At 70.4% G+C, this 21,609-nt stretch carries 21 protein-coding genes; 3 read left to right on the forward strand and 18 right to left on the reverse strand.

Going from position 1 to position 21,609, the window contains the following annotated elements; genetic code table 11:
- The first annotated feature begins 108 nt into the window (after positions 1–108).
- Positions 109–1,320 (forward strand): RNA-guided endonuclease InsQ/TnpB family protein, encoded by a 1,212-nt coding sequence (locus tag ACIQI8_RS26910; protein WP_402355361.1) that lies wholly within the window; start codon positions 109–111, stop codon positions 1,318–1,320.
- 18 nt (positions 1,321–1,338) lie between these two features.
- On the opposite strand, the gene ACIQI8_RS26915 is transcribed toward ACIQI8_RS26910, so the two are convergent.
- From ACIQI8_RS26915 to ACIQI8_RS26960, 10 genes are all read right to left on the reverse strand, one after another.
- A complete protein-coding gene (locus tag ACIQI8_RS26915) occupies positions 1,339–2,373 on the reverse strand; it encodes an LLM class flavin-dependent oxidoreductase (protein WP_402355363.1) in 1,035 nt (344 codons plus the stop codon).
- A 20-nt stretch (positions 2,374–2,393) separates the two neighbouring features.
- A complete protein-coding gene (locus tag ACIQI8_RS26920; RefSeq protein ID WP_402355365.1) occupies positions 2,394–4,130 on the reverse strand; it encodes an FAD-dependent monooxygenase in 1,737 nt (578 codons plus the stop codon).
- Between the two features lie 9 nt (positions 4,131–4,139).
- Positions 4,140–5,480, reverse strand: a complete 1,341-nt coding sequence (locus tag ACIQI8_RS26925; protein WP_402355367.1) for an LLM class flavin-dependent oxidoreductase — start codon at positions 5,478–5,480, stop codon at positions 4,140–4,142.
- A gap of 67 nt (positions 5,481–5,547) precedes the next feature.
- Positions 5,548–6,384: an ABC transporter ATP-binding protein gene (locus tag ACIQI8_RS26930; RefSeq protein WP_402355369.1), complete on the reverse strand. Its 837-nt coding sequence runs from the start codon at positions 6,382–6,384 to the stop codon at positions 5,548–5,550.
- Positions 6,381–7,331, reverse strand: coding sequence for an ABC transporter ATP-binding protein (locus ACIQI8_RS26935; protein WP_402355371.1), 951 nt, complete (start codon positions 7,329–7,331; stop codon positions 6,381–6,383). The genes ACIQI8_RS26930 and ACIQI8_RS26935 overlap by 4 nt, the downstream gene beginning before the upstream one ends.
- Positions 7,331–8,236, reverse strand: a complete 906-nt coding sequence (locus tag ACIQI8_RS26940) for an ABC transporter permease (protein WP_402355373.1) — start codon at positions 8,234–8,236, stop codon at positions 7,331–7,333. Before ACIQI8_RS26940 ends, ACIQI8_RS26935 begins: the two co-directional genes overlap by 1 nt.
- Before the next feature lie 2 nt (positions 8,237–8,238).
- Positions 8,239–9,270: an ABC transporter permease gene (locus tag ACIQI8_RS26945; protein WP_402355375.1), complete on the reverse strand. Its 1,032-nt coding sequence runs from the start codon at positions 9,268–9,270 to the stop codon at positions 8,239–8,241.
- A 76-nt stretch (positions 9,271–9,346) separates the two neighbouring features.
- Positions 9,347–10,906, reverse strand: coding sequence for an ABC transporter substrate-binding protein (locus ACIQI8_RS26950; RefSeq protein ID WP_402356039.1), 1,560 nt, complete (start codon positions 10,904–10,906; stop codon positions 9,347–9,349).
- A 533-nt stretch (positions 10,907–11,439) separates the two neighbouring features.
- On the reverse strand, positions 11,440–12,366 hold the full coding sequence (locus ACIQI8_RS26955) for a DsbA family protein (protein ID WP_402355377.1): 927 nt from the start codon (positions 12,364–12,366) through the stop codon (positions 11,440–11,442).
- Entirely contained in the window at positions 12,363–12,809 is a 447-nt protein-coding gene (locus ACIQI8_RS26960) for an RrF2 family transcriptional regulator (RefSeq protein WP_402355379.1), read from the reverse strand. Before ACIQI8_RS26960 ends, ACIQI8_RS26955 begins: the two co-directional genes overlap by 4 nt.
- A gap of 138 nt (positions 12,810–12,947) precedes the next feature.
- On the opposite strand from ACIQI8_RS26960, the gene ACIQI8_RS26965 reads away from it, so the two are divergent.
- On the forward strand, positions 12,948–13,454 hold the full coding sequence (locus ACIQI8_RS26965) for a cupin domain-containing protein (RefSeq protein ID WP_402355381.1): 507 nt from the start codon (positions 12,948–12,950) through the stop codon (positions 13,452–13,454).
- 11 nt (positions 13,455–13,465) lie between these two features.
- On the opposite strand, the gene ACIQI8_RS26970 is transcribed toward ACIQI8_RS26965, so the two are convergent.
- Positions 13,466–13,909, reverse strand: a complete 444-nt coding sequence (locus ACIQI8_RS26970) for an SDR family NAD(P)-dependent oxidoreductase (protein WP_402355383.1) — start codon at positions 13,907–13,909, stop codon at positions 13,466–13,468.
- A gap of 78 nt (positions 13,910–13,987) precedes the next feature.
- Positions 13,988–14,203, reverse strand: a complete 216-nt coding sequence (locus ACIQI8_RS26975; protein WP_402355385.1) for a DUF4177 domain-containing protein — start codon at positions 14,201–14,203, stop codon at positions 13,988–13,990.
- A 258-nt stretch (positions 14,204–14,461) separates the two neighbouring features.
- On the opposite strand from ACIQI8_RS26975, the gene ACIQI8_RS26980 reads away from it, so the two are divergent.
- Positions 14,462–15,175, forward strand: a complete 714-nt coding sequence (locus ACIQI8_RS26980; protein WP_402355387.1) for a GntR family transcriptional regulator — start codon at positions 14,462–14,464, stop codon at positions 15,173–15,175.
- Positions 15,176–15,177: 2 nt separating this feature from the next.
- On the opposite strand, the gene ACIQI8_RS26985 is transcribed toward ACIQI8_RS26980, so the two are convergent.
- From ACIQI8_RS26985 to ACIQI8_RS27010, 6 genes are all read right to left on the reverse strand, one after another.
- On the reverse strand, positions 15,178–15,501 hold the full coding sequence (locus tag ACIQI8_RS26985; RefSeq protein ID WP_402355389.1) for an L-rhamnose mutarotase: 324 nt from the start codon (positions 15,499–15,501) through the stop codon (positions 15,178–15,180).
- Positions 15,498–17,057, reverse strand: a complete 1,560-nt coding sequence (locus tag ACIQI8_RS26990) for a sugar ABC transporter ATP-binding protein (protein WP_402356042.1) — start codon at positions 17,055–17,057, stop codon at positions 15,498–15,500. The genes ACIQI8_RS26985 and ACIQI8_RS26990 overlap by 4 nt, the downstream gene beginning before the upstream one ends.
- Positions 17,058–17,122: 65 nt before the next feature.
- Positions 17,123–18,199 (reverse strand): ABC transporter permease, encoded by a 1,077-nt coding sequence (locus ACIQI8_RS26995; protein ID WP_402355391.1) that lies wholly within the window; start codon positions 18,197–18,199, stop codon positions 17,123–17,125.
- Entirely contained in the window at positions 18,196–19,275 is a 1,080-nt protein-coding gene (locus ACIQI8_RS27000) for an ABC transporter permease (RefSeq protein ID WP_402355393.1), read from the reverse strand. The genes ACIQI8_RS26995 and ACIQI8_RS27000 overlap by 4 nt, the downstream gene beginning before the upstream one ends.
- Positions 19,272–20,360 (reverse strand): mandelate racemase/muconate lactonizing enzyme family protein, encoded by a 1,089-nt coding sequence (locus tag ACIQI8_RS27005; RefSeq protein WP_402355395.1) that lies wholly within the window; start codon positions 20,358–20,360, stop codon positions 19,272–19,274. The genes ACIQI8_RS27000 and ACIQI8_RS27005 overlap by 4 nt, the downstream gene beginning before the upstream one ends.
- 38 nt (positions 20,361–20,398) lie before the next feature.
- Positions 20,399–21,487 (reverse strand): substrate-binding domain-containing protein, encoded by a 1,089-nt coding sequence (locus ACIQI8_RS27010; RefSeq protein ID WP_402355397.1) that lies wholly within the window; start codon positions 21,485–21,487, stop codon positions 20,399–20,401.
- Between the last annotated feature and the right edge of the window lie 122 nt (positions 21,488–21,609).

The following is a 21,609-nucleotide window of genomic DNA, read 5'->3' on the forward strand; positions in this document are numbered from 1 at the left end:
TCCTGGGGAGCAGGGCAGGGGAAGGGGGTTCGCCGCCGGGGCGGACTGGCGTGTGCCGTCCACCTGCCGACACCCGCCGTTCTCACGGAAGTTGATACCGTGTGAGGCGTGACACGGCAGGTCAAGCGGGCGTTCAGGTACCGCTTTTACCCCACCGACATGCAGGCGGCTGAGCTGTCGCGCACGTTCGGCTGCGTCCGCCTCGTCTACAACAAGGCGCTGGAGGAACGCAGCCGGGCCTGGTACGGCGAGCAGCGCCGGATCTCCTACGGGCAGTCGTCGGCCGCGTTGACGCAGTGGAAGAAGACCGAGGAACTGGCTTTTCTGGCCGAGGTGTCCTCGGTTCCGCTGCAGCAGGCGCTGCGCCATCTGCAGACGGCGTTCACCCACTTCTTCGCCAAGCGGGCGAAGTATCCGCGTTACAAGTCGCGGAAGAGGTCCCGTGCGTCGGCCGAGTACACCCGCAGCGCCTTCACGTGGCGCGGGGGGCGGCTGACTTTGGCGAAGATGGCGGAGCCTTTGGACATCCGCTGGTCGCGTCCGCTCCCGCACGGCTCGGTACCGACCACGGTGTGCGTGTCCCGCGACAGTGCGGGCCGCTGGTTTGTGTCCCTGCTGTGCGAGGACCGCATTGCCCCGGCACCGGCCACCACGGGCGCGGTGGGCCTGGACGCCGGGATCACCTCCCTGGTGACCCTGTCCACCGGCGAGAAGATCGCCAACCCCCGGCACATGGAGCGCGACCGTGCCCGCCTGGCGAGGGCACAGCGTGAGCTGTCGCGGAAGGCGAAGGGCTCCAATAATGGGGCCAGGGCCCGGCGGAAGGTGGCCCGCGTGCATGCGCGGATCGCCGACCGGCGCCGTGACTTCGTGCACAAACTGACCTCGCGCATCGTCCACGAGAACCAAGTGGTCGTGATCGAGGACCTGACCGTCCGCAACCTGCTGAAGAACGGCCGCCTGGCGCGTGCCATCGCGGACGCGGCCTGGAGGGACCTGCGCGTGATGCTGGAGTACAGGTGCGCTTGGTACGGGCGGGAGCTCGTCGTGATCGACCGGTGGTTTCCCAGCACGAAGCTGTGCGGGGCCTGTGGCACGGTCGCGGCGAAACTGCCGCTCAACGTCCGCGAGTGGACGTGTGAGGACTGCGGCGCAGTGCATGACCGCGATGTGAACGCGGCACGCAACCTCCTGGCCGCCGGGCTGGCGGCGACAGCCTGTGGAGACGGTGTGAGACCTCAACGGGAGTCCTCCCGGACGGGGCGGTCGTCGGTGAAGCAGGAACCCCAGCGGGCGACCGCTGGAATCCCCCGCCTTTAGGCGGGTGAGGAAGTCAAGTCACACTCCTGCGGATACGGGCTCGGCCGGCCGCGCGGGCTGCCAGCCCAACGCCGGTGCCACCTCGGTCGCGATGAGTTCGAGCGCGCGGACGGCGGCGTCGTGGTCGGGGACGGCGGGGTTGAACTGGGTGATCAGGTCGGTCGCGACGGGCAGCACCTTCTCCTGTCCGAGGGCCGCGACGATCTCGTCGGGATGGCCGTAGAAGGAGTGGAAGCGACGCAACGCCTCTTCCTGATCGAGGCCCTTGGGGAACGCGCCGTGCTCCGCCATGCGCAGTGCGGCCCGATGGACGTCGTCCCCGATCGCCGCGAGCGCCGTCCGCCGGTCCTTGGCCGGAAACACGAACCGGGACAGACCGATGCGCGGGCGGTGGGGTCGGTCCCAGGCGGCCAAGTAGGCGTCCGCCCAAGGCCGTTGGACCTCGTCCGTGGGTTCGTCGAAGCCGTAGGCCGCCCGGTTGAGCAGCAGATTCGAACCGTTCCGCGCCGCGTACTCGGCTCCCGGAGCGCTGAACACCCCTTGCCAGACGCGGCCGTTGAAGTCGCCGGGCCGAGGCTGGATGCGGAAGCCGGGAGTGCCCACCTCGCGCCGGTCCAGGGCCTGGCGCACGATGTCGAGGTTCTCGCTGGTCAGTTCACGCCTGCGGGCCACGTCCTTGCCGAACGCCGCGTATTCCACCTCGCTCGAACCGCTGCCGGCGCCGAACTCCACGCGGCCCCCGCTGAGCGTGTCGACGGTGGCGATGTCCTCGGCGAGCCGGACCGGATCCTCCAGCGGGAGGACGGTGATGGCGGTGCCGAGCCGGATGCGGGTGGTGCGGGCCGCCGCGTGGGCGAGGAAGGTCCACGGCGAGGACAGACCGCCGCCCCCGAGGGGGACGTGGTGCTGGGCCACCCAGCCGACGTCGAAGCCCAACTCGTCGGCTACGACGAAGAGTTCCTGGGCGTTGCGGTAGGTGCGGGCGATGTCGTCGTCGCGGCCCTGGACGTGGGTGAGGAAACCGAGCCGGAAGCGTGGTCTCTCGCTCGTCATGGGGTGATGGCCTTTCGGTGTCAGGCTGCGGTCGTGGCGGGGGTCGGGAGGGATGCCACCAGCGCTTCGACCTGGCCCAGCACCCGGTCGAGTACGGCACCGGCGCCTGCCGGAGGCAGGGCCGTGCCGCGCCAGGCGACGTGCTGGTCGGGGCGGATCAGGACGTTGGTGGTGCCGTAGACGGCGCGCGCGGCCGGGTCGGTGAGGTGGATGACGGTGAACGGCAGTGTCCGTGCGGCGGCCTCGGCGGCGAAGGCCCGCTCGACCGTTCGGTCCTCGGTAAGGACGAGCAGGCCGAAAGAGGTGCCGAGGCGGTCGTAGAGCGTGCCGCCGCTCGGGTCGAGGGGACCGTCCGGCGCGCGGTGTCCCGGGCGTGGATCGTCCTCGTAGACATCGGCGCGCCAGGGCGGCTCGGCGTCGAGCTGGCCGGGCTCGTACCAGACGGCCGCCGAGGCGTCGTAGCGCTCGTCGAAGGCGACACCGTCGCTCCCGAAGCGATCCCGTCGCAGGCGTGCGCCGATCTCGGTCCGTCGCCGCACGGCCTCGTCGCCGAGGTCCGTGTCGTCCGGAATGCCTCCGGCACGGATCTCGGCCAGGGCGGCCTGGGTGCGGTGCGCCCGTTCCAGTGAGTGGTCGGCGACACGCCAGTTGTGCGGGCGGCGCTCCTGGTCGTAGGAGTCGAGCAGACTGTGAGGCGCGTGGCCGTCGAGGACGGCGGCGAGCTTCCAGCCGAGGTTGACCACGTCACCGATGCCCTCGCCCAAGTTCCCGCCGGGCGTGCGCACATGGGCCGCGTCACCGGCGAGCAGGACCCGGCCGCGGCGGAACGTCTCCGCGATCCGGGTGGCGTGGTAGAAGGTCGTCGCGGACACCAGTTCCAGGTCCACCTCGAAGCCGAACGCCGCCCGGCCGACCGCCAACAGCTCGTCCTCACCGGGCTCGTGGTCGAGCGGGTACGGTCCTGCGTACACCCGCCACTCACGGGCGCTGACGGCGGCCAGGAAGCCGGAGGCGCGGGCGTTGACGACGATGTTGGTCGCGCTGGGCGCGGGTCCCACCCGGTCGGAGATGTCGCCGGTGCGGACGATGAGGCGCAGCCGCTTCTCGGTGGCGTGCTCTCCCTCGCGGGCGATGCCGGCCAGCCGGCGCGTGGTGCTGCCGCCTCCGTCGGTGCCGAGGACGTAGGCGGCCCGAACGGTGTGCGAGCGCCCGGAGTCGACGTCCACGACCTCCGCGTCGACTCCGCCCTCGTCCTCCCGCAGCGCCGTCAGCTCCCAGCCGCCCGACACGCTCACGCCCTGTTCCGTCAGGCGGTCCAGGAACACCCGTTGGAACACGGTCTGCGGACGGCGCAGTGCCTCGTCGGCCGAGTGCCCGGCCGTACTGCTCCTGTCGGCGAAGGAGGGCGCGGCCACCGGCACCAGCTCGTGCCCGGCCAGCGAGGTCACCAGCCGCGTTCCCCGGTGCCACTCCGGCGGATACGTCCACGCGTCCCGGACCCGCTGGAGCAGCCCCCAGCGCCGCAGATGCTCCACGACCCGAGGGGTGTGCCCCATCGCACCCGCCCGCACCAGTGTCGCCGCGCGGGCGCGGTCGACGACGGCGGCCCGGACACTGCGTGAGGTCAGCTCGACGGCCGCCGCGAGGCCCACCGGGCCCGCGCCGACGATGAGGACGTCGGCCGTCGCCGGGGGAGGGGCGGCGGGGAAGCGGACGGTGTGGACGTCGCGGCCCCCCGTCGCCGACAGTTCGCTCATGGCGCGGCCTCAGTCGTTCACGAGCTGGCGCTCGCGGGAGTGACGGTTGGCCGGGATCGGCAGCCCGAGGTTGCCGCGCAGGGTGTCGGACGTGTACTCGGTCCGGAACAGGCCCCGCTTCTGCAGGATCGGGACGACACCGTCGACGAAGTAGTTGAGCTCCTCCTCGGTGCGGAACGCGAGGTTGATGCCGTCGAAGGCGCGGGCGTCGAACCACTGCTGGATGGTGTCGGCCACGGTCCGCGGGTCCCCGACGAACGGCGACTGACGGAACTGGTTGATGGACTCGGCCACTTGACGCAGGGTCAGCTTCTCGGTCCTGGCCCGCTCGATGAGCTGCGAGGCCCCCGTGCGCCCGCCCTTCTCGGCGAGGTGGGCGACATCCGGGAAGGGTGCGTCGAGGTCGTGCACGCTGAAGTCGTACGCCCCGAAGGAACGGCCCAGCAGCGCCAGGTTGCGGCCGAAGTCGTCGTCCTCCTCGAAGATCTCCCGCTCGCGGCGGCGGGCCGCCTCGTCGGTGGCGGCGACGACCGGGCCGCCGTGGATGAGGATCTTGACGTGCTCGGGGTCGCGGCCGTAGGCGGCGGTCCGCTGTTTGATGTCGGCGTAGTAGTCCCGCGAGGACTCCAGGGTGCCCCCGGGCGCGAAGATGCCCTCGGCGACCTGGGCGGCGAGGTCCCGGCCCTCCTCGGACACACCGGCCTGGAAGATCACCGGCTGGCCCTGCGGGGAGCGGGAGAGGTTCAGCGGACCCGCGATCTTGAAGTGCTCGCCCGCATGGTTGAGTTCGTGCAGCTTGGCCGGGTCGAGGAACACACCCCGTTCGACGTCGGCCGGGAACGCGTCGTCCTCGTACGAGTCCCACAGCCCACGCGCGACCTGCACGAACTCCAGGGCCCGGCCGTAGCGCGTGGCGTAGTCGAGGTGCTCGTCGAGCCCGAAGTTCTTGGACGTACCGGTGTCGAAGCTGGTGACGACGTTCCAGCCGGCCCGGCCGCCGCTGATGTGGTCCAGCGAGGCGAAGCGGCGGGCGAGGTTGAAGGGCGAGTTGTACGTCGAACTCGCCGTGCCCACCAGGCCGAGGTGCTTGGTGTGGGTCGCGACGGCCGACAGGAGCGTCAGTGGTTCCAGGCGGTTGAGGTAGTGCGCCGGATAGGTCGAGTTGATGAACTGGCTGTCGACGATGAACAGGGCGTCGAACAGCGCGTGTTCGGCCGCCTGGGCCAGCCGTATGTAGTAGTTGATGTCGATGCTGGCGTTCTTCGCGACGCGCGGGTCCTTCCACAGGCCGTGCTGGCCGGGGCCGCCCACGCCGTAGGGGTGCAGTGCGAGGTGGAGCGTGCGGGACATGGCTGTTCCTGTTCTGTCAGGAGAGGTCTGGTGAGTCAGTGGGATTTCAGGCGCGGTTGAGGGAGTGTCAGACGTGCAGCAGGGCGCGCAGGGCCTCGCGTTCCGCCCGGTCCGCCGCCGCGCTGTGCAGGGTCGGCGCGGAGCGGACGAGCAGCCGTGTGTAGGGGTGCTGAGGCTGGTTGATGACGTCCGCGGTGGCACCGACCTCGACCGACTCGCCCTGGTACAGCACGGCGATGCGGTCGGCGACCCCGGCGACGGAACCCAGGTCGTGGGAGATGAAGACGAGGGCCACCCCGTCGGAGCGGAGTTCTTTGAGGATCTGCAGGATCTGGACGCGGTTGGCGGAGTCCAGGGCGCTGACCGGCTCGTCGAGGATCACCAGACGCGGTTCCGTCACCAACGCCCGTGCCACCGCGACGCGTTGGCGCTGACCGCCCGACAGCTCACCGGGCAGCCGGTCGAGCAGTTCGGCGTCGAGCCGGACCCGGTCGAGGAACGCGCGCACCCGCGTCGCCGCCTCCTGCCGGGACACGCCCTGGATCAGCAGCGGTTCGGCGAGGGACGCCTCGACCGTCACATCCGGGTCGAGACTGCGCAGCGGGTCCTGGAAGACGTACTGGATCACACCTCGGCGACGCAGCGCGCGCCACTGACGGTGGCCGTACGCGCCGACCTCCTCGCCGTCGATCACGATCGACCCCGCCGACGCGCGCACCAGGCCGAGCGCGGCCCGCGCGAGCGTCGACTTGCCGGAGCCCGTCTCGCCGATGATGCCGACGGTCTCTCCCGGTGCGATGCTCAACGAGACGCCGTGCAGGGCCTGGCGGCGGCGCCGGCGCAGACCGTAGTGCACGTCCAGGTCGGTGATCTCCAGGACGGGACCGGCAAGCTCCCCGCTCATGCGTCCTCCTCCGCGGCGGGAACCGCCTCAGCCGCTTCCGCGGCGAGGAACTTGTCCAGGCCGTACTGCTCGTGCTCGGCGATCAGCAGCCGCGTGTACGCGTGCCGCGGGTTGTGCAACACCTCGTGGGTCGGCCCCTGTTCGACCACTTCGCCCTGTCGCATGACGAGAACCTCGTCGCAGAGCTGGGCGACGACGGCGAGGTCGTGAGAGACCAGGACAAGAGCCAGCCCGGTGCGCTCGCGCAGGTCGGCCAGCAGGTCGAGGATCTCGGCCTGGACGGTGACGTCGAGCGCGGTCGTGGCCTCGTCGGCGATGAGGATGCGCGGGTCGGCGGCGATCGCGGCCGCGATGAGGACACGCTGGAGCATGCCGCCGGAGAGCTCGTAGGTGTACTGGCCGTAGACCAGCTCCGGGTCCCGCAGGTGCACCGCGCGCAGGAGGCCGAGCGCCTCTCCGCGTGCCGCGCGCCGCTTGAGACCCTTCTTGACGCGGAGCACCTCGGCGATCTGCGCGCCCACCCGGATCGAGGGGTTGAGATAGGACGCCGGGTCCTGGAAGACCGCGCTGATCGTGGCGCCCCGCAAGGCCGTCCACTGCGCCGAGGTGAGGCCGGAGATGTCCTGGCCGTCGATCTCGATCGAGCCGCCGGTGACCTCGAAGTGGGCGGGGAGGATGCCCAGCGTGGCGCGGCAGGTGAGGGTCTTGCCGCTGCCAGACTCGCCGACGATGCCGACGGCCTTGCCCGGTGTGAGCGTGAAGCTGACACCGTGCACGATCTCGTCGCCGGCGGCCCGGTCGCTGATGCGCACGTCGTGTACGGACAGGACGGGCGTCGAGGGAGCGGTCTCGCGGGCGGGCTCGGCCTGCTGGGCGCCGGTCCGTGCGACCGCTGCTCTGCTGTGCGGCTCGGCCTCGGTGAGGACCTTCTCGGAGAGAGTTGCCATCACACACCTCCGGCGTGAACGTGGGCGAGGTCGGCGTCGGAGTCGGTGCCGGCCAGGCGATTGGCGCGTGCCTTGCGGTTGTTGACCAAGGCGCGGCCCGCCTCGCCGGAGACGTCGCGGATCGCGTCGGCGAGGAGGTTGCAGGCCCAGACGGTGACCATGATCAGCAGTGCGGGTACGAGCGGCGCCCACGGCTGCTGGGTCAGGTAGCCGAGGTCCGAGGCGAGCAGGCCGCCCCAGGTCGGCGCGGGCGGCTGGACGCCGATGCCCAGGAACGTCAGCGTCGAGACGATGACGAAGCCGACGCCGACGGTCTGGGCGAGCGCCACCGCGATCGGCGGGAGGACCTTGACCCACACGTGCCGGCGTACGACCCAGCCGATGGAGGCGCCGGAGATGAGCGCGGCCTCCACGTACGGCGAGCGGGCCACGGCCAGCGTGGCGGCGCGGGACACCCGGTAGAACAGCGGCGACACCAGCACTCCCGTGACCAGCATCGCCTGGGTGATGCCGTTGCCGAGCAGCGCGACCACCGCGACGGCGAACAGCAGGAAGGGCAGGGCGACCAGGGTGTCGGTCAGCCGCAGGGTGATCCACTCGAAGACCCGGCCGAAGTAGACCGACAGGATGCCGGGGGTCGCCCCGACGCCCAGGGCCGTGAGCGCGACTTCGAGCGAACCGAGGACGCTGATCCGGGAGCCGTCGAGGAGTCGGCTCAGCACATCGCGGCCGAGGTAGTCCGTGCCGAGCCAGTGGGCGCCCGAGGCGTCCGCGAGGGTGTCGGAGCTGGTGGCCAGCGGATTCTGGGGCGCGATGAACGGCCCGAGGACGGCGAGCAGGGTGATCACGGTCAGGATCACCAGGGCGATCCGGCCGGACGTCAGGGAGAGCACGCGGCGCACCATGGTCACACCCCCCGCTGGGATGCCGGCGTCACACGTGCCAGCACCAGGTTGACGATCAGGTTGAAGGCGACGACCAGGACGATCGACACCACGAGCACGCCCTGTACGGCGGGTACGTCACCGGCCTGGGCGGAGTCGTTGGCGAAGCGGCCGAAGCCCTGGAGCCCGAAGATCCACTCCGTGACGACGGAGGCGCCGACCAGTGTGGGGAACTTCAGGCCGAGCGTGGCGAGCGCGGGACCGAGGCCGTTGCGCAGCACATGGCCGAAGAAGATCCGCCGTGGGCTGAGCCCTCGTACGACCGCGCCCGTCACGTAGTTCTCGCGGTAGGCCGCGATGAGGCTCGTACGCAGTTGGCGGGCGACGTCGGCGATGACGTCGAAGCTCAGCGCGATGGCCGGCAGGGTGATGTGGGCGAGCCAGGGACCCAGGCCCTGCGCCGCCGGGATGTAGCCGGCGGACGGGAACACGTGCAGTCCCACCGCGAACACCGCGACCAGCACGATGCCGACGACGAAGGCCGGCATCACCGAGATCACCGTGACGAAGCCGGTGATCGCGCGGTCGACCCAGGTGGTGCGGCGCAGTGCCGCGAGGGTGCCCAGGGCGAAGCCCACGACCACGCCGATGACGAGCGCGAAGGTGGCCACCGACAGGCTCACGCCCAGGCCGAGGCCGATGAGGGTGGAGATGTCGGCGCCGTTGGTCCAGCTGGTGCCGAGCTGCCCGTGCAGGGCGCCGCCCAGCCAGTCCACGTACTGGACCAGGAAGGGCCGGTTGAGACCCCATTGGGCTTCGACTCGGGCCACTGCTTCAGGAGTTGCTTCCTCGCCCAGCTGGATCCGCGCCGGGCTGAGCCCGCTCAGTGACCGCAGCGCGAACGTCACGAACGTCGCGACCAGGAACACGGGTACGAAGATCGCGATCGACCGGGCGAGGGTGACCAGGACGCGGCCCAGCGTGCGCCGCGTCCGGGTCGTGGCGGCCGGGTGACGTACGTCGGTCGGTGTGGCCGGAGTCTCCGTCGTCGTCATGGCGTGCCCCCTCTCTTTGGTGGCTGACTCTGTAGTGGGCTGTCTCTGTAGTGGCTGTCCGGGATGTGACGGAGTGTCAGTTGGCGCCGATGGTCACGCCGGTCCAGTCGATGTGGGCCGGGTTCTTGGGCAGGGCGGAGATGGACTTGCTCTTCGCGATGAGGTTGGGCGAGGAGTAGGTGAAGACCAGCGCCTTGCTCTGCAGGCCGGCCCGGGTCGCCGCCTGGAGGACCTTCGCGTAGTCGGGGGAGTCGAGCGGGGTCTGGCGGACCTTGGCGATGGCCGCCTCGAAGCCGGCGGGTTCGTAGGGCGTGCTGAGGTTGAGCGGGCCGTTCGGGCCGAAGTGCGCGGTCAGGGTCTGCGCCGCGGAGTCACGGCCCGTGGTGCCGTAGAGCGAGAAGGTGAGGTCCTTGGCGAAGAACGGGGTGGCCCAGTTCTTGTCGATCTTGATGTTGACGGTGATGCCGACCTTCGCCAACTGCGCCTGGACGATCTCCGCTTGGGGGTCCTCGGCCGGGATGACGAGGTCGAGCTTGATCTGTCCCGCCTTGTAACCGGCCTCGGAGAGCAGCTGCTTCGACTTCGCCGGGTCGTAGGCGTAGTCGTTCGCGGACTGCGGGTCGTAGGCCACATAGCCCTTGGGGAACGGCTGGTTGGTCACCGAGCCGTAGCCGAAGGTCAGCTTGTCCACGAACTCCTGGCGGTCGATCGCGTAGCGGACCGCGTCGACGACCTTGTCGTTGTCGAACGGCGCCTTGTTGACGTTCAGGCTGATGTTGTTGGCGTTGAAGCCGGGCTGGACGAAGACGTCGAGGCCGGCCTTCTTGGCGGCTTCGGCCTGACTGGGCTCGATGTCGGCGAAGTTGTAGACGCCGGTCTGGAGTCCGGAGACGACGGTCGAGGCGTCGGGGGCCGAGGTCAGTTCGACGTTGTCGATGTGGATGTCCTTGGCGTCCCAGTAGTCCGGGTTCTTCTTCAGCAGGACCTTGGTGCCCGGGACGAGCTGGGTGACGGTGAACGGGCCCGCGCCGACCGGGCTCTGGTCCAGCTTGGCCGGTGACTTGGCCGCCTTGGGGCTGGCGATCTGCAGGACGCGCTCACCGAGCAGTTGGGGGATCTGGTAGTCGACCTGGCTGAGGTGGAGCACCGCGTCCAGCCCGTTCGCGTCCACCGACTTGATCGAGGTGAGGTCGCCGAAGAGCGCCGAGTTCTTCTGCTTCTGGGCGCGCTCGATGGCGGCCTTCACCGCTGCCGCGTCCACCGGCTCGCCGTCGCTGAACTTGAGCCCCGGGCGCAGATGGAAGGTGATCTGGTCGCCCTTGGCGTTGTACTCCCAGCTCTTGGCGAGGTCGGGCACGGCCTTGCCGGTGGCGTCGGTGCGGGTCAACGAGGCGTAGACCAGGGACAGTTCGCGGAACTGGGCGCCGCTGCCGCTGACCACCGGGTCCCAGTGGGTGGGGAAGTAGGAGGAGGTCCACTTCAGTGTGGCGCTGCCGCCGGCCGACGCGGCGTCGCCGCCGCAGGCGCTGAGGGCGGGGACGAGCACGGTGACGAGGGCGGTCCCGAGGGCGGCGGCGCGCAGTCTGCCGGGGCGGAAGGCCGCCTGGTGACTACGGGGCGTGAGTCGTCCGGACATCATTTTTCTTTCTTCGAGGGCTCCGGACCGCGCCGGGGCAGCGGAGAGGGAGCGAGGGCGGCACACCTCGGGGCCGGACGACGCTCGGGCCGGGGCGGACATGCCGGTGCGGCTTCGGTGCGCACAGGGACATGTCGCGCTCGGGACGCGAGGTGTCGGCGGATCGCGGGGGAGAGCCGGGAAGCAGAAGGAGAGGGAGCAGGCGACGGAGCGCGAAGTGAAGGGCGCGAGAGGACGGGAGGCGGTCGGCGACGCGGCGGGTGGCCGGCGTCCACGAGAGCGGCGTCAGGCGCCTGTGGGCCGAGGGCGGCGGGTCAGCGACAGAGAGCGCTGCAGGTGCGCCGCAGGTCCACGTAGCGGCACACCACACCGGGGTGCGTCGTAAGCATGCTGCTCATCCTGGGGGCAGCCGTCGGCGGCTGTCAATGGACACCAATTGGTGTCTCATTCGGCGGGACGACCCCGACGACTGGTCACGGGACGATTCCCGACTGCTGGTCGCAGGAGGGCCCTGACCGTTGATCAGAGGCCGGTCAGGACGTGGAGGGTGCGCCGCGTCCGGCCGCGGGGTGCGCCGCGGCCTCGTCCGGGTGCAGCCACAAAGGCCCGCCCGCGGTCTCGACGCGGACGGCGTCGGCCGGCGGCCATGAGCCGTTGGTCAGCAGCCCGCGCTCGGGATCCGTCAGGCTTCGATACCGCGCGAGTGCCTCCGCCGGGGCCGACGCCACAGGCTCCGACAGCAGCCCCGGACAGACCTCGTCGATCGCGGAGGCGTACTCGTTGTACGTCCGCCAGCCGGGCACGACGCGATACCGGTCGTGGCGGCGGACCAGCAACGTCGGCAGCGCGTAACGGAGTTGACCGTCGGCCGTCTCCTTGGCGGCGCCGGGATGGGGCGACCCGTCGCGCACGGACAGCACCTCGGCGACGGGACGACGTGCCTCGGCGCGATCGGCGCGCACCCGCTCCAGCACCTCGGGCGACGCCGCGTCGGCGGCGAGGCGCTCAACATCCAGACCGGGCACGCCCGTTGCCGCCGACAGCGCCAGTACGGGGGTGTCGGCGGGCTCGCCGAGGACGAACACGGTCTCGCGCAGTCGGCGCAGCACCCGGTCGGCCACGTCGTCGCCCTGCGCCTCGGCGGCCTTGGCGACCAGTGACGACGGCCACGAACTCGCGGCCACCCGGCTCAACTTGAGCGCTCGCGGCGCCCGCGTATGGGTGCCGATGTCCTCGACGTACCGCGCGTACCAGGCGGTCTCCGCCGCGGGATCCGGCGCCGGATCGTCGTCGTGGTCGAAGAGGATGCAGTACGCGCGACGCCACCGCACCCGACCGGCCAACGCGGCACGCAGGCGCCGGAAGACGGGCTCCGACCCCCACGCCCACGGACACAGCGGGTCGGTGTACTCGACCACCTCGACGCCGTCCGTCGCCGGACTGTCCGGTACGGCCGTCACGCGGCTCCCTTCCCGCTCAGCCCCGCGCCCGCCCCCGCTTCGGCGGGAGCCGGCAGCAGGGCGGCCAGGGTCGTGCCGCCCAGGATCGCGGCGGCGTCCGCCTCCACCTGGCGCCACACGCCGGGCAGGCCGGAGGCGGGTCCGGGGTAGTCGAGCCCGGCGAGCGACTCGCCCCGCAGGGTGATCAACTCGCCGTCCACGGCGCGTGCGACATCGAGGAGCGTGATCTCGTCGGCGGGCCGGCCGAGCCAGTACCCGCCTTCGCAACCGCGCTGACTGCGCACGAGACCGGCCTTCCGCAACTCGCCCACGACCGACTTCAGGAACCGGAAGGGGATCTGCTGGGAAGAGGCCACGGCCTCGCACGTGAGCGGGCGGGCGGGTTCTCGGGCGAGCTCCAACAGGGCCCGCATGGCGTAGTCCGCCTTCGCGGAGATATGCATGCGCACATCATGCCCGACGGGGTGCCCTTCACGAAGTCCTCCAGCCGTTCCCCTCCTACATTGCGGGAACATTGCCGCAGGTGAAGGACAATGGACACCTCTTGACATCCTTTTCGGGACGGCTCTAGCGTCCCGACCATGAGCGAGCCGCTGACGACCCCCGGCGAAGGTTTCCACCCCCACCTCCACGACGCCCCCGGACAGTCGGCGGCACCCCTGCACACGCGCCTCCACCACATCCGCGCCGACGCCCTCGACGGCGACACGGCACAGACCGGGGGGATGCGCAGGTTCGCCGCCGTCAGCGGCAAGACGGTCGGCTCCGAGAAGCTGTGGATGGGCCAGACCCACGTCGCTCCCGCCACGTCCTCCTCCGACCACCACCACGGCGAGTCCGAGACCGCGATCTACGTGGTGAGCGGGCACCCCGAGTTCGTCTTCCTCGACGACTCGGGCGCCCAGCCGGAGGAGGTGCGTCTGCGCACCGCCCCCGGCGACTACATCTTCGTCCCCCCGTTCGTGCCGCACCGCGAGGAGAACCCCGACCCCGCCGAGGAAGCCGTGGTCGTCATCGCCCGCAGCACGCAGGAGGCGATCGTGGTCAACCTGCCCCAGCTGTACGCGCTCCCGTCCGACGGGGCCTGAACCGCCCGGGCTCAGCCGAACGCGGCCAGCGACACCGGCTGCCACTGACGCCACGTGCTCAGCCGCTCCTCGTAGAGGTCGGCCACGTCGGTGAAGGACCTGCCGAGGAGGATCCGCAGCGGAGGCTTGTCCGCGTCGACGATCCGCAGGATGGCGGCGCGGGTCGCGCGCGGATCGCCGACCTCGAACTCCGGCGCGGTGGCCGAGTGGACCTCGGCGTAGTCCGGGAGTCCCGCACTGTGCCGTGCCCCGCGGGCCAGCCAGTAGGTGGCATACGGGCCGGGCTCGACGTTGGTGATGTGGATGCCGAAGCCCGCCACCTCCTGGGCGAGGGACTCCGACAGACCTTCGAGAGCCCACTTCGAGGCGTGGTACGCACCGATGCCGGGGAAGGCGCGGACACCGCCCTCGCTGGTCACCTGGACGTGACGGCCACCGTGGGGGCGCTGCGTCACGAGGCCGCACAGCTGCGTGCGGCACCGTGACGCCGTGCTCGACAAAGGCCTGTGCGGGGCGGGTTGGGCTCGTCGACGTCAGGCGCGCGGGCGCTCAAGCGTGAGGAGGAGGCCTTCGACGGAGCCGGGGCCTATCCGGCCCTTCACGTCGGCTGCGGTGATCGCCTTGAGCGCCCAGCCCTCCGCGGCGTGCTTGTTGAGGGTCTTCTCCAGCTTGTCGCTGTCGAGCGCGTCACCGATGAGTGACTCCCTGAAGGTGACGACCTTGTACTCGTAGGCGTATGCGTTGCTCATGACTGCGGTGTCCTTTCGGGCGTCGGCCGGAGTGGCCGACGTCAGCCAATCACGGTGCGGGACGCGGCAGCGGCGGCGGGGGTGCGTTCACAGCAGCACCACTCCCACGACCACCGACAACAGGCCCGGCGCTCAGCCCGCCGGAGTGCGCCGCACCACCTTGCCCTGTCCGTCCGCCTCCGCCCGCTTCGGTGTCCGATCCCTCCACCTCGGTAAACTGTTCCTCGCGCGAACGCCCACAGCACGGAGGAGACCCGGATGCCGGCAGACGAACCCTCCGTCTCCGACGAGGCGCCCGGAGCGGGCGGGCTGTCCGCGGCGCCGGTTCGTCAGGTGCTGTCCGACAGCGTCTACGAGGGCATCAAGACCATGGTCATGGACCACGAGATCGCCCCGGGCGCCCGCGTCGGCATCGAGGCCGTCGCCCGCACGCTCAACGTATCACCGACCCCCGTGCGCGAGGCCCTGGCCCGCCTGGAGGCCGACGGACTCGTCGTCAAGCGGTCCCTGTCGGGATACCGGGCGACCGAGTTGCTGACCCGGCAGGGGGTGGAGGAGCTGTTCGAGATGCGGCTGCTCCTGGAACCGCGCGCCGCCGCCCTGGCCGCCCTGAACGCCGACGACTCCCAACTCGACGCCATCGAGGGGATCCTGGAGGACATGCAGGCCCACCCGGGCCCCGCCGGTACGTACGCGGCGTACCGCGATTTCGCCGCCCTGGACCAGCGTTTCCACGACGCGATCGCGGAGGCCGCCCACCGTCCGCTGCTCGCGGACGCGGTACAACGACTCCACGCGCACCTGCACGTCTTCCGCCTCAGCAGCCTGCGGAGCGAGGGCGACCCGACCACGGCGGAGCACGGGCGAGTGGTGCGCGCGATACTCCGCCGCAGGGCCGAACGCGCGGCCGAGGCGATGGCGGAGCACCTCACCCGCAGCCTGGAGCGCCAACTGGACCGGTTCGAATCCTGACTTCATTCCATGAGGAACACCTGCTCCGTCGACGCCCACCACTCACCCGGCGCCGCTTCCTCGACCGGCTCCTGGCACGGGGCGGTCAGCTGCCACCACTCCTGCGTCGCCGGGTCCTCCGCCATCAGGGCGAGGTCCGCCTCCAGGTCGTCCCCGTGGTACTCGAAGTAGCTGAACAGCCGGTCTCCCAGCAGGTGGATCGAGTAGTTGGCGATATGGCTGCGCCTTATCCGATCCAGGACGGGACCGGGTACCGCGCGGTGGAGTTCTCGGTACTCGTCCAGCTTCTCGGGGTGGACGCGGATGACCTGTGCGACCCGTCTCACGCGGTGGCACCCTTCGTAGGAACTGGGGATACGACCGAGACAGCACGGTCGTGGATGACGCGGATGATCCGCCCGCTCATCCGATCGTAGTCGTGGTCGTTGTCCACCTCCCCGCGGATGCGGTGGTCGGCCATGACGACGACCCGGTCGGCCAGCGTGATCATCTCCGCCAGGTCGCTGCTGATGAGCAGGATGGGCAGACCGCCTCGGGCCAGCTCCCAGATGAGTTCGTGGAAGGCGTGCTTGGTGCGGACGTCCACGCCGACGGTCGGCTCGTCGACGACGAGCAGCCTGGTGTCCGCAGCGAGCCACTTCGCCAGGCTCACCTTCTGCTGGTTGCCGCCGGAGAGTTCACCCGCGTTCTGCTGGAGGCCGGAGACACGGATGCTCAGGCGGTCGACGAGATCCTGCGAGACCTCCTGTTCCGCCCGCGAGGAGACGTATCCCAGGGCCCGCGCGAGCCGCTTCCACACCGTCACCGTGATGTTCCGGACGATGGGCTGCTCAAGGAAGACGCCTTCTTCCTTGCGGTTCTCGGTCAGGTACCCGATGCCGTACTCGTGCAGGGCCTCGCGCGGCGAACCGATCCGCGCCGTCCTGCCGTAGACCTGGATCTCGCCGCCTGTGACGCGGTCGAGGCCCAGGACGGCCTTGACCAGTTCGCTGCGGCCCGCGCCGACCAGGCCGTACAGGCCGACGATCTCCCCGGGACGGACGCTGAGCGAGATGTCCTCGTGGCCCGCCGCCGTGGAGACGCCGGTGAGGGACAGCGCCGGGGCCGCGGAGGTGTCCACGCTGCGCGGGGCCATGTCCGTCACCGCGTGGGTGCGGCCGACCATGAGGGTGACCACGTCGTCCTGGGTGTGCTGGGCGAGGGGGGCGGACTCCAGGACGGAGCGGCCGTCGCGCAGGACGGTGACGGTGTCGCAGACCGCGAAGACCTCCTCCAGCTTGTGGCTGACGAAGACGACACATGTGCCGCGTTCCGTGAGCCGCCGTACGACGTCGAAGAGGCGCTCGGCCTCCTGCGGGGAGAGGGACGCGGTCGGCTCGTCGAGCAGGAGGACCCGGCTCTCGGTGTACAGGGCCTTCGCGATTTCCACCAACTGCTGCTGGGCGACGGACAGTTCGCGCACCGGGCGGTGCGGGTCGAGGTCCAGTCCGAGTTCGGCCAGGCAGCGCTCGGCGGGGGCGGTCATCGCCTCCCGGTCGACCAGGCCGCGCCGCGAGGGCGGGTTCTGCAGGGTGATGTTCTCCGCGACGGAGAAGCCGGGGATCAGGTTGCGCTCCTGGTGGACGACGCCGATCCCGGCCCGGGTGGCCTCCAGCGGGGAGCGCAGGTGGATCTCCTCACCGCCCCGCACGAGCCTGCCGCCGTCGGGGGTGTGCACCCCGGTGATCACCTTGATCAGCGTCGACTTTCCCGCGCCGTTCTCGCCGAGCAGCGCGTGCACGGAGCCGGCGGCCAGCCGCAGGCCCACACCGTCGAGGGCGCGTACACCGGGGAAGACCTTGACGATGTCCTCGCACTCCAGCAGGACGTCTCCCCGCACCATGTCCTTGGCCGAGCCGCCCTCCGCCGAACCGCCCTCCGGCGGACCGTCTTCCGACAGGGTCTCGCTCATCGTGTGCCTCCCGTCGTGGGCAGTGCGCCGGCCGGCTGCGGTCCGCTGTCCGGTGGCACGGGTGGGGTGCGCCCGGCCGTCCGGCCCTTCTTGTCGAGGTGGGTCTCGCGCATCCGGCCGCCGACGACCGTGCCGAGTACGACCACGCCGATGAGGAAGTTGACCCAGCTCGGGTCGAGCGAGTACTGGGCGCGGGCGGTGTCGATCAGGCGCATCACGAACGCGGCGAGCACCGTGCCGAACACGGCCACCGAGCCACCGGTCAGGGCGACCCCGCCGATGATCGGCGCCGCGAAGCTGGGCAGCAGCCAGTCGCCGCCGACGCTGCGGTTGACGCCGGGCAGGGAGGCGGTGGCGGTCAGCGCGGCGATGCCGACGAGCAGTCCCGACAGGGTGTGCGCGAGGACGATCTGCCGGTCGGTGGAGATGCCCGACAGCCGCGCGGCGAGGGGGTTTCCGCCGGCGGCCAGCAGCCGTCGGCCGGCGACCGTGCGGTACACGAACGCGGCAAGCAGCGCCGCCGCGACGAGCGCGGTGACGAAGACGAGGGGGATGTTCAGCGGCGCCGAACGGCCGAGGTCGCGCAGCGTGGCGGAGTACCCGTCGATGGTCCGCGTTCCCGACAGCCGGTACTGCGCGCCGAGCAGGATCGTCATCGTGCCGAGCGTGACGATGAAGCCGTTGATCTGGGTGGCGACGATGAACACGCCCGTCACCAGCCCGATCAGGGTGGCGCTCAACACGCCGATGAGGACCGCCAGTACGGCGGGGACGCCGTGGTCGGCCATCAGCACACCCATCAGACAGGCGCTGAAACCGCCGAGGGCGCCGACGGCGAGGTTGAGCTGCCCGACGCACAGGGCCACCATCTGGGCCAGTCCGATGAGGATCGGCGTGGCGAGGTACTGGAGGAAGGTGCGGAGCGAGGGACCCTCGAAGAAGTCGCCCGACGAGGAGATGCCCAGCGCCAGATAGCCCGCGAGGACCACGCACAGCAGGGTCATCGTCGTGGAGCGGGAGAAGCGCCGCAGCGCGGGGAGGGCGGCGGCTCCCCGGTCGTGGAGCGTGGTCATGTGGAGCGCACCACCTTGCGATAGGACACGACGGTGCGTACCCGGTCCGCCGACAGAGCCAGCAGCAGGATGCAGCCGAGGTAGATGTTGAGGCTTTCGAGGCCGACCCCGAGCAGGTCGAGGCCTTTGCGGATCACGCCGACCAGCGAGGTGCCGAGCAGGGCGCCGATGACGGAGACGACCCCGCCGGTGAGCAGGGTCCCGCCCAGGACCGCCCCGAGGAACGAGGGCAGCATGAAGTCGTCGCCGATGGAGGCGCTGAAGGTGCCGGTGCCGACGGCGGCCATGAACCCGGCGAGTGCGGCGAGCAGCCCTGACAGGCCGTGCGCCAGGACGATCCGGCGGCCCGTGGGGATGCCGGACAGCTCGGCGGCGGCGGGATTGGCACCGGTGAGCAGCAGTTCGCGTCCCATGCGGGTACGGGCGTACAGGAAGCCGAGGACGACGAGGGCCAGCACGGTGAACTGGGTCATCTGCGGGATGGCGGGGGAGCCGCAGACGGGCCCGACGCAGATGTCGGCGAGCGAGTAGGAGCGCAGCTCGGCGAGCCCGGCCGGCCGGGTCGTGAAGGCGGCGTTGTCGGTGAGGGACGAGTACAGCAGCGAGACCAGACCCAGCAGCGCGAAGTCCATCGCCAGCGTCACGACGAAAGAACTCACGCCGGTGCGGGCGATGATCCACCCGGTCAGCGCGCCGATGACGCAGCCGGCGACCAGGCACAGCAACAGGCCGAGCACGAGCGGCAGATGGAGCCGGTCGTAGCCGAACCCGGCGAAGAGGGCGCCGAAGGCGGCCATACGACCCACGGCGAGGTTCATGTGCCCGATGGAGAGCACCACCATCTGCGCGAGGGCGACCACGGTCAGCGTCGAGATGTCCCTGAGCAGTGGGAAGAGGACCAGCCGGGCGTCGAAGAACGCCGGCCGCAGCGAGCCGAAGAGGATACTGAGCGCGATGATCAGCACCAGCAGGCCCAGCCGCTGGTTGACCCAGAACGGCAACCGGTGGGCGGGGCGCGCTCCTTCGGTGGGGCGGTTCGTCCCGCTGTCGGGCTCGGTGACGGCGGCCGTCTTCATGACACCCTCCGGTCCTCTAGGGCGTCCATGTCCCAGTCGATGCCGATGCCCGGCTCGTCGGGTGCCGTGGCCAGACCGTCCTGGACGGTCAGTTCGGTGCGGGTCACGGCGCGCAGCTGCGGGATGTACTCCACGTACGCGCCGTTGGGGACCGCGGCGACCAGGCTGACGTGCAGCTCCATCAGGAAGTGCGGGCAGACCATGACGTTGAAGGTCTCCGCCAGGTGCGCCACCTTGAGCCACGGGGTGATGCCGCCGACGCGGGCGACGTCGACCTGCACGATGGACGCGGCGCCGGTCTCCAGGTAGGTGCGGAACTGCATCGGCGAGTACATCGACTCACCCACCGCGATCGGGATCCGGGTCGAGCGGGCGAGAGTCGCGTGGCCGCTGATGTCGTCGGCGGGCATGGGCTCTTCGAGCCAGTACGGGTCGAACGGCTCCAGTGCGGCGGCCAGTTGGACGGCACGCGACAGCGACTGCGACTGGTTGGCGTCCGTCATGATGTGCAGCGCCGGTCCGACGGCCTCGCGTACCGTGCGCAGCCGCTCCGCGTCCTCGGCGATGTGCGGCTTGCCCACCTTGATCTTGACGCCGGCCCATTGCGCGTCCTTCGCGGCCAGGGCCCCCTTGACCAGGTCCTCGGTGCTGAGGTGGAGCCAGCCGCCCTCGGTGTCGTACACCGGGACGTGCTGCCGGTGACCGCCGGCCAGCCGCCACAGAGGCTCGCCGGCGCGCTTGCAGCGCAGGTCCCACAGGGCGGTGTCGACCGCGGCGAGCGCGAGCGAGGTGATGGCGCCGGTGGTGGTCGCGCGGGTCAGGCCGAACAGCTCCTGCCAGAGGGCCTCGACATTGCGTGCGTCCTTGCCGGCGAGGAGTGGCAGGAGGTGGTCGCGCAGCAGGGCGAGGACGGAGGTTCCGCCGGTGCCGATCGTGTAGGCGTAACCGGTGCCTTCCAGGCCGTCGGCCGTGGTCAGCCGGACGAGGATCGTCTCCTGCTTGACGAACGACTGCACGGCGTCGGTGCGGTCGGTCTCGACCGCGATGTCGGCCAGCAGGGCCGTGGCGTTGGTGATGATGCTCATGGGGTGTGGCGGCTTTCTTTCGTCCGTGGCCCGGGCGTTCAGCGGCAGTTGAGGTACGTGTCGGCGAACTGCTTCTTCAGCTCGGCGGTCTTGGCCTGCCGTGCGCTGTCGTAGTCGGCGACGTTCGCCTTCGTCACGACGAAGGAACCGGAGTCGATGATCTGTCCGGGCTTCGCCATCGTGCACTGCTTGGTCTGCAGCAGCGCGAGGGCCCAGGTGCCGATCTCCGCCTGGCCGACGGGGTTCTGCACGACCGTCGCGGTCACGGAGCCGTTCTTGATGGAGCTGAGGATCTTGGCGTCGTCGTCGATCGCCACGACCTTCGCCTTCGACCCCGACTCGCGTACGGCCTCGGCGGCGGCGACCGCCGGGTTGTACGCCGTCGAGACGATGCCCTGGATCTTGGAACCCTTGGCGGCGAGCAGGTCGGAGACCGCCTTCTGCGCGGTCTGCAGGTCCTTGTCGATGTCGGTGATGGTCTGCAGCAGCGTGACCTTGCCGCCGGTCTCCTGCACCGCCTTCTGTACGCCCTTCATCCTCAACTGGGTGTTGGCGTCCACGTTGTTGCCCGTGAGGTGGACGAGGGCACCCTTTCCGCCCATCGCCTTGATGGCGGCCTGCGCGGCCTTGTAGGCGGCGAGTTCCACGTCCGTGGACAGGCAGAAGTCGGCGTCGTTGGTGCCGCCGGCGGGGCAGGACGCGAGCGAGGCGACGGCGTAGCCCTGGGACTTGAGGTCGGCGAAGGTGGAGTTGATGTCGGTCGGGGACACCCCGAAGATGCCGAACGCGTTGTAGCCGCGGGCGGCCAGCGTCGACAGCAGGTCGTTCTGCTTCTGCTGGTCCCACTCGGCGGTCTCGTCGAACGTCACGTCACCGAGCCCGAGGGTCTTCTTGGCCTCCGCGCCGGCTGTCTTCCAGGGCTGGAAGTAGGGGTGGGCTCCGCCGGGTACCAGCGCGACCTTGGTCTTGGAACCGTCGGCGAGCTCGGCCGACCCGCCACCGGTCCGCGCGGAAGCGGTGTCGGCCGCACCCGGGTCGTCGGAGTTCTTGATGGTGCAGGCGGCTGTCGAGGCGGCGAGGAGGAAGAGGGTGATGGTGGCTGACAGCACGGATCTACGACGGCTCATGGTGCTTGCCCCACTTGAATCAAATAGGATTTCGGTTGTGCGTGATGCTGGGGGAGGGGTGATTGCCACGTCAAGACCCGTGCAGCGATTGCCGCTCCGTCGTGATGGAGTGAGATCACATA

Origin of the sequence: Streptomyces sp. NPDC092369 (genome assembly GCF_044755245.1) — a bacterium.
Lineage (GTDB): Bacteria > Actinomycetota > Actinomycetes > Streptomycetales > Streptomycetaceae > Streptomyces.

Excerpts from the sequence above, each read along its gene's own strand:
- ACIQI8_RS26995 (WP_402355391.1), bottom strand. The coding sequence starts at position 18,199 with ATGACCACGCTCCACGACCGGGGAGCCGCCGCCCTCCCCGCGCTGCGG.
- ACIQI8_RS27010 (WP_402355397.1), bottom strand. The coding sequence starts at position 21,487 with ATGAGCCGTCGTAGATCCGTGCTGTCAGCCACCATCACCCTCTTCCTC.
- ACIQI8_RS26990 (WP_402356042.1), bottom strand. The coding sequence starts at position 17,057 with ATGGTGCGGGGAGACGTCCTGCTGGAGTGCGAGGACATCGTCAAGGTC.
- ACIQI8_RS26980 (WP_402355387.1), top strand. The coding sequence starts at position 14,462 with ATGCCGGCAGACGAACCCTCCGTCTCCGACGAGGCGCCCGGAGCGGGC.
- ACIQI8_RS26960 (WP_402355379.1), bottom strand. The coding sequence starts at position 12,809 with ATGCATATCTCCGCGAAGGCGGACTACGCCATGCGGGCCCTGTTGGAG.
- ACIQI8_RS26920 (WP_402355365.1), bottom strand. The coding sequence starts at position 4,130 with ATGAGCGAACTGTCGGCGACGGGGGGCCGCGACGTCCACACCGTCCGC.
- ACIQI8_RS26915 (WP_402355363.1), bottom strand. The coding sequence starts at position 2,373 with ATGACGAGCGAGAGACCACGCTTCCGGCTCGGTTTCCTCACCCACGTC.
- ACIQI8_RS26975 (WP_402355385.1), bottom strand. The coding sequence starts at position 14,203 with ATGAGCAACGCATACGCCTACGAGTACAAGGTCGTCACCTTCAGGGAG.
- ACIQI8_RS27005 (WP_402355395.1), bottom strand. The coding sequence starts at position 20,360 with ATGAGCATCATCACCAACGCCACGGCCCTGCTGGCCGACATCGCGGTC.
- ACIQI8_RS26945 (WP_402355375.1), bottom strand. The coding sequence starts at position 9,270 with ATGACGACGACGGAGACTCCGGCCACACCGACCGACGTACGTCACCCG.
- ACIQI8_RS27000 (WP_402355393.1), bottom strand. The coding sequence starts at position 19,275 with ATGAAGACGGCCGCCGTCACCGAGCCCGACAGCGGGACGAACCGCCCC.
- ACIQI8_RS26950 (WP_402356039.1), bottom strand. The coding sequence starts at position 10,906 with ATGTCCGGACGACTCACGCCCCGTAGTCACCAGGCGGCCTTCCGCCCC.
- ACIQI8_RS26940 (WP_402355373.1), bottom strand. The coding sequence starts at position 8,236 with ATGGTGCGCCGCGTGCTCTCCCTGACGTCCGGCCGGATCGCCCTGGTG.
- ACIQI8_RS26925 (WP_402355367.1), bottom strand. The coding sequence starts at position 5,480 with ATGTCCCGCACGCTCCACCTCGCACTGCACCCCTACGGCGTGGGCGGC.
- ACIQI8_RS26930 (WP_402355369.1), bottom strand. The coding sequence starts at position 6,384 with ATGAGCGGGGAGCTTGCCGGTCCCGTCCTGGAGATCACCGACCTGGAC.
- ACIQI8_RS26965 (WP_402355381.1), top strand. The coding sequence starts at position 12,948 with ATGAGCGAGCCGCTGACGACCCCCGGCGAAGGTTTCCACCCCCACCTC.
- ACIQI8_RS26935 (WP_402355371.1), bottom strand. The coding sequence starts at position 7,331 with ATGGCAACTCTCTCCGAGAAGGTCCTCACCGAGGCCGAGCCGCACAGC.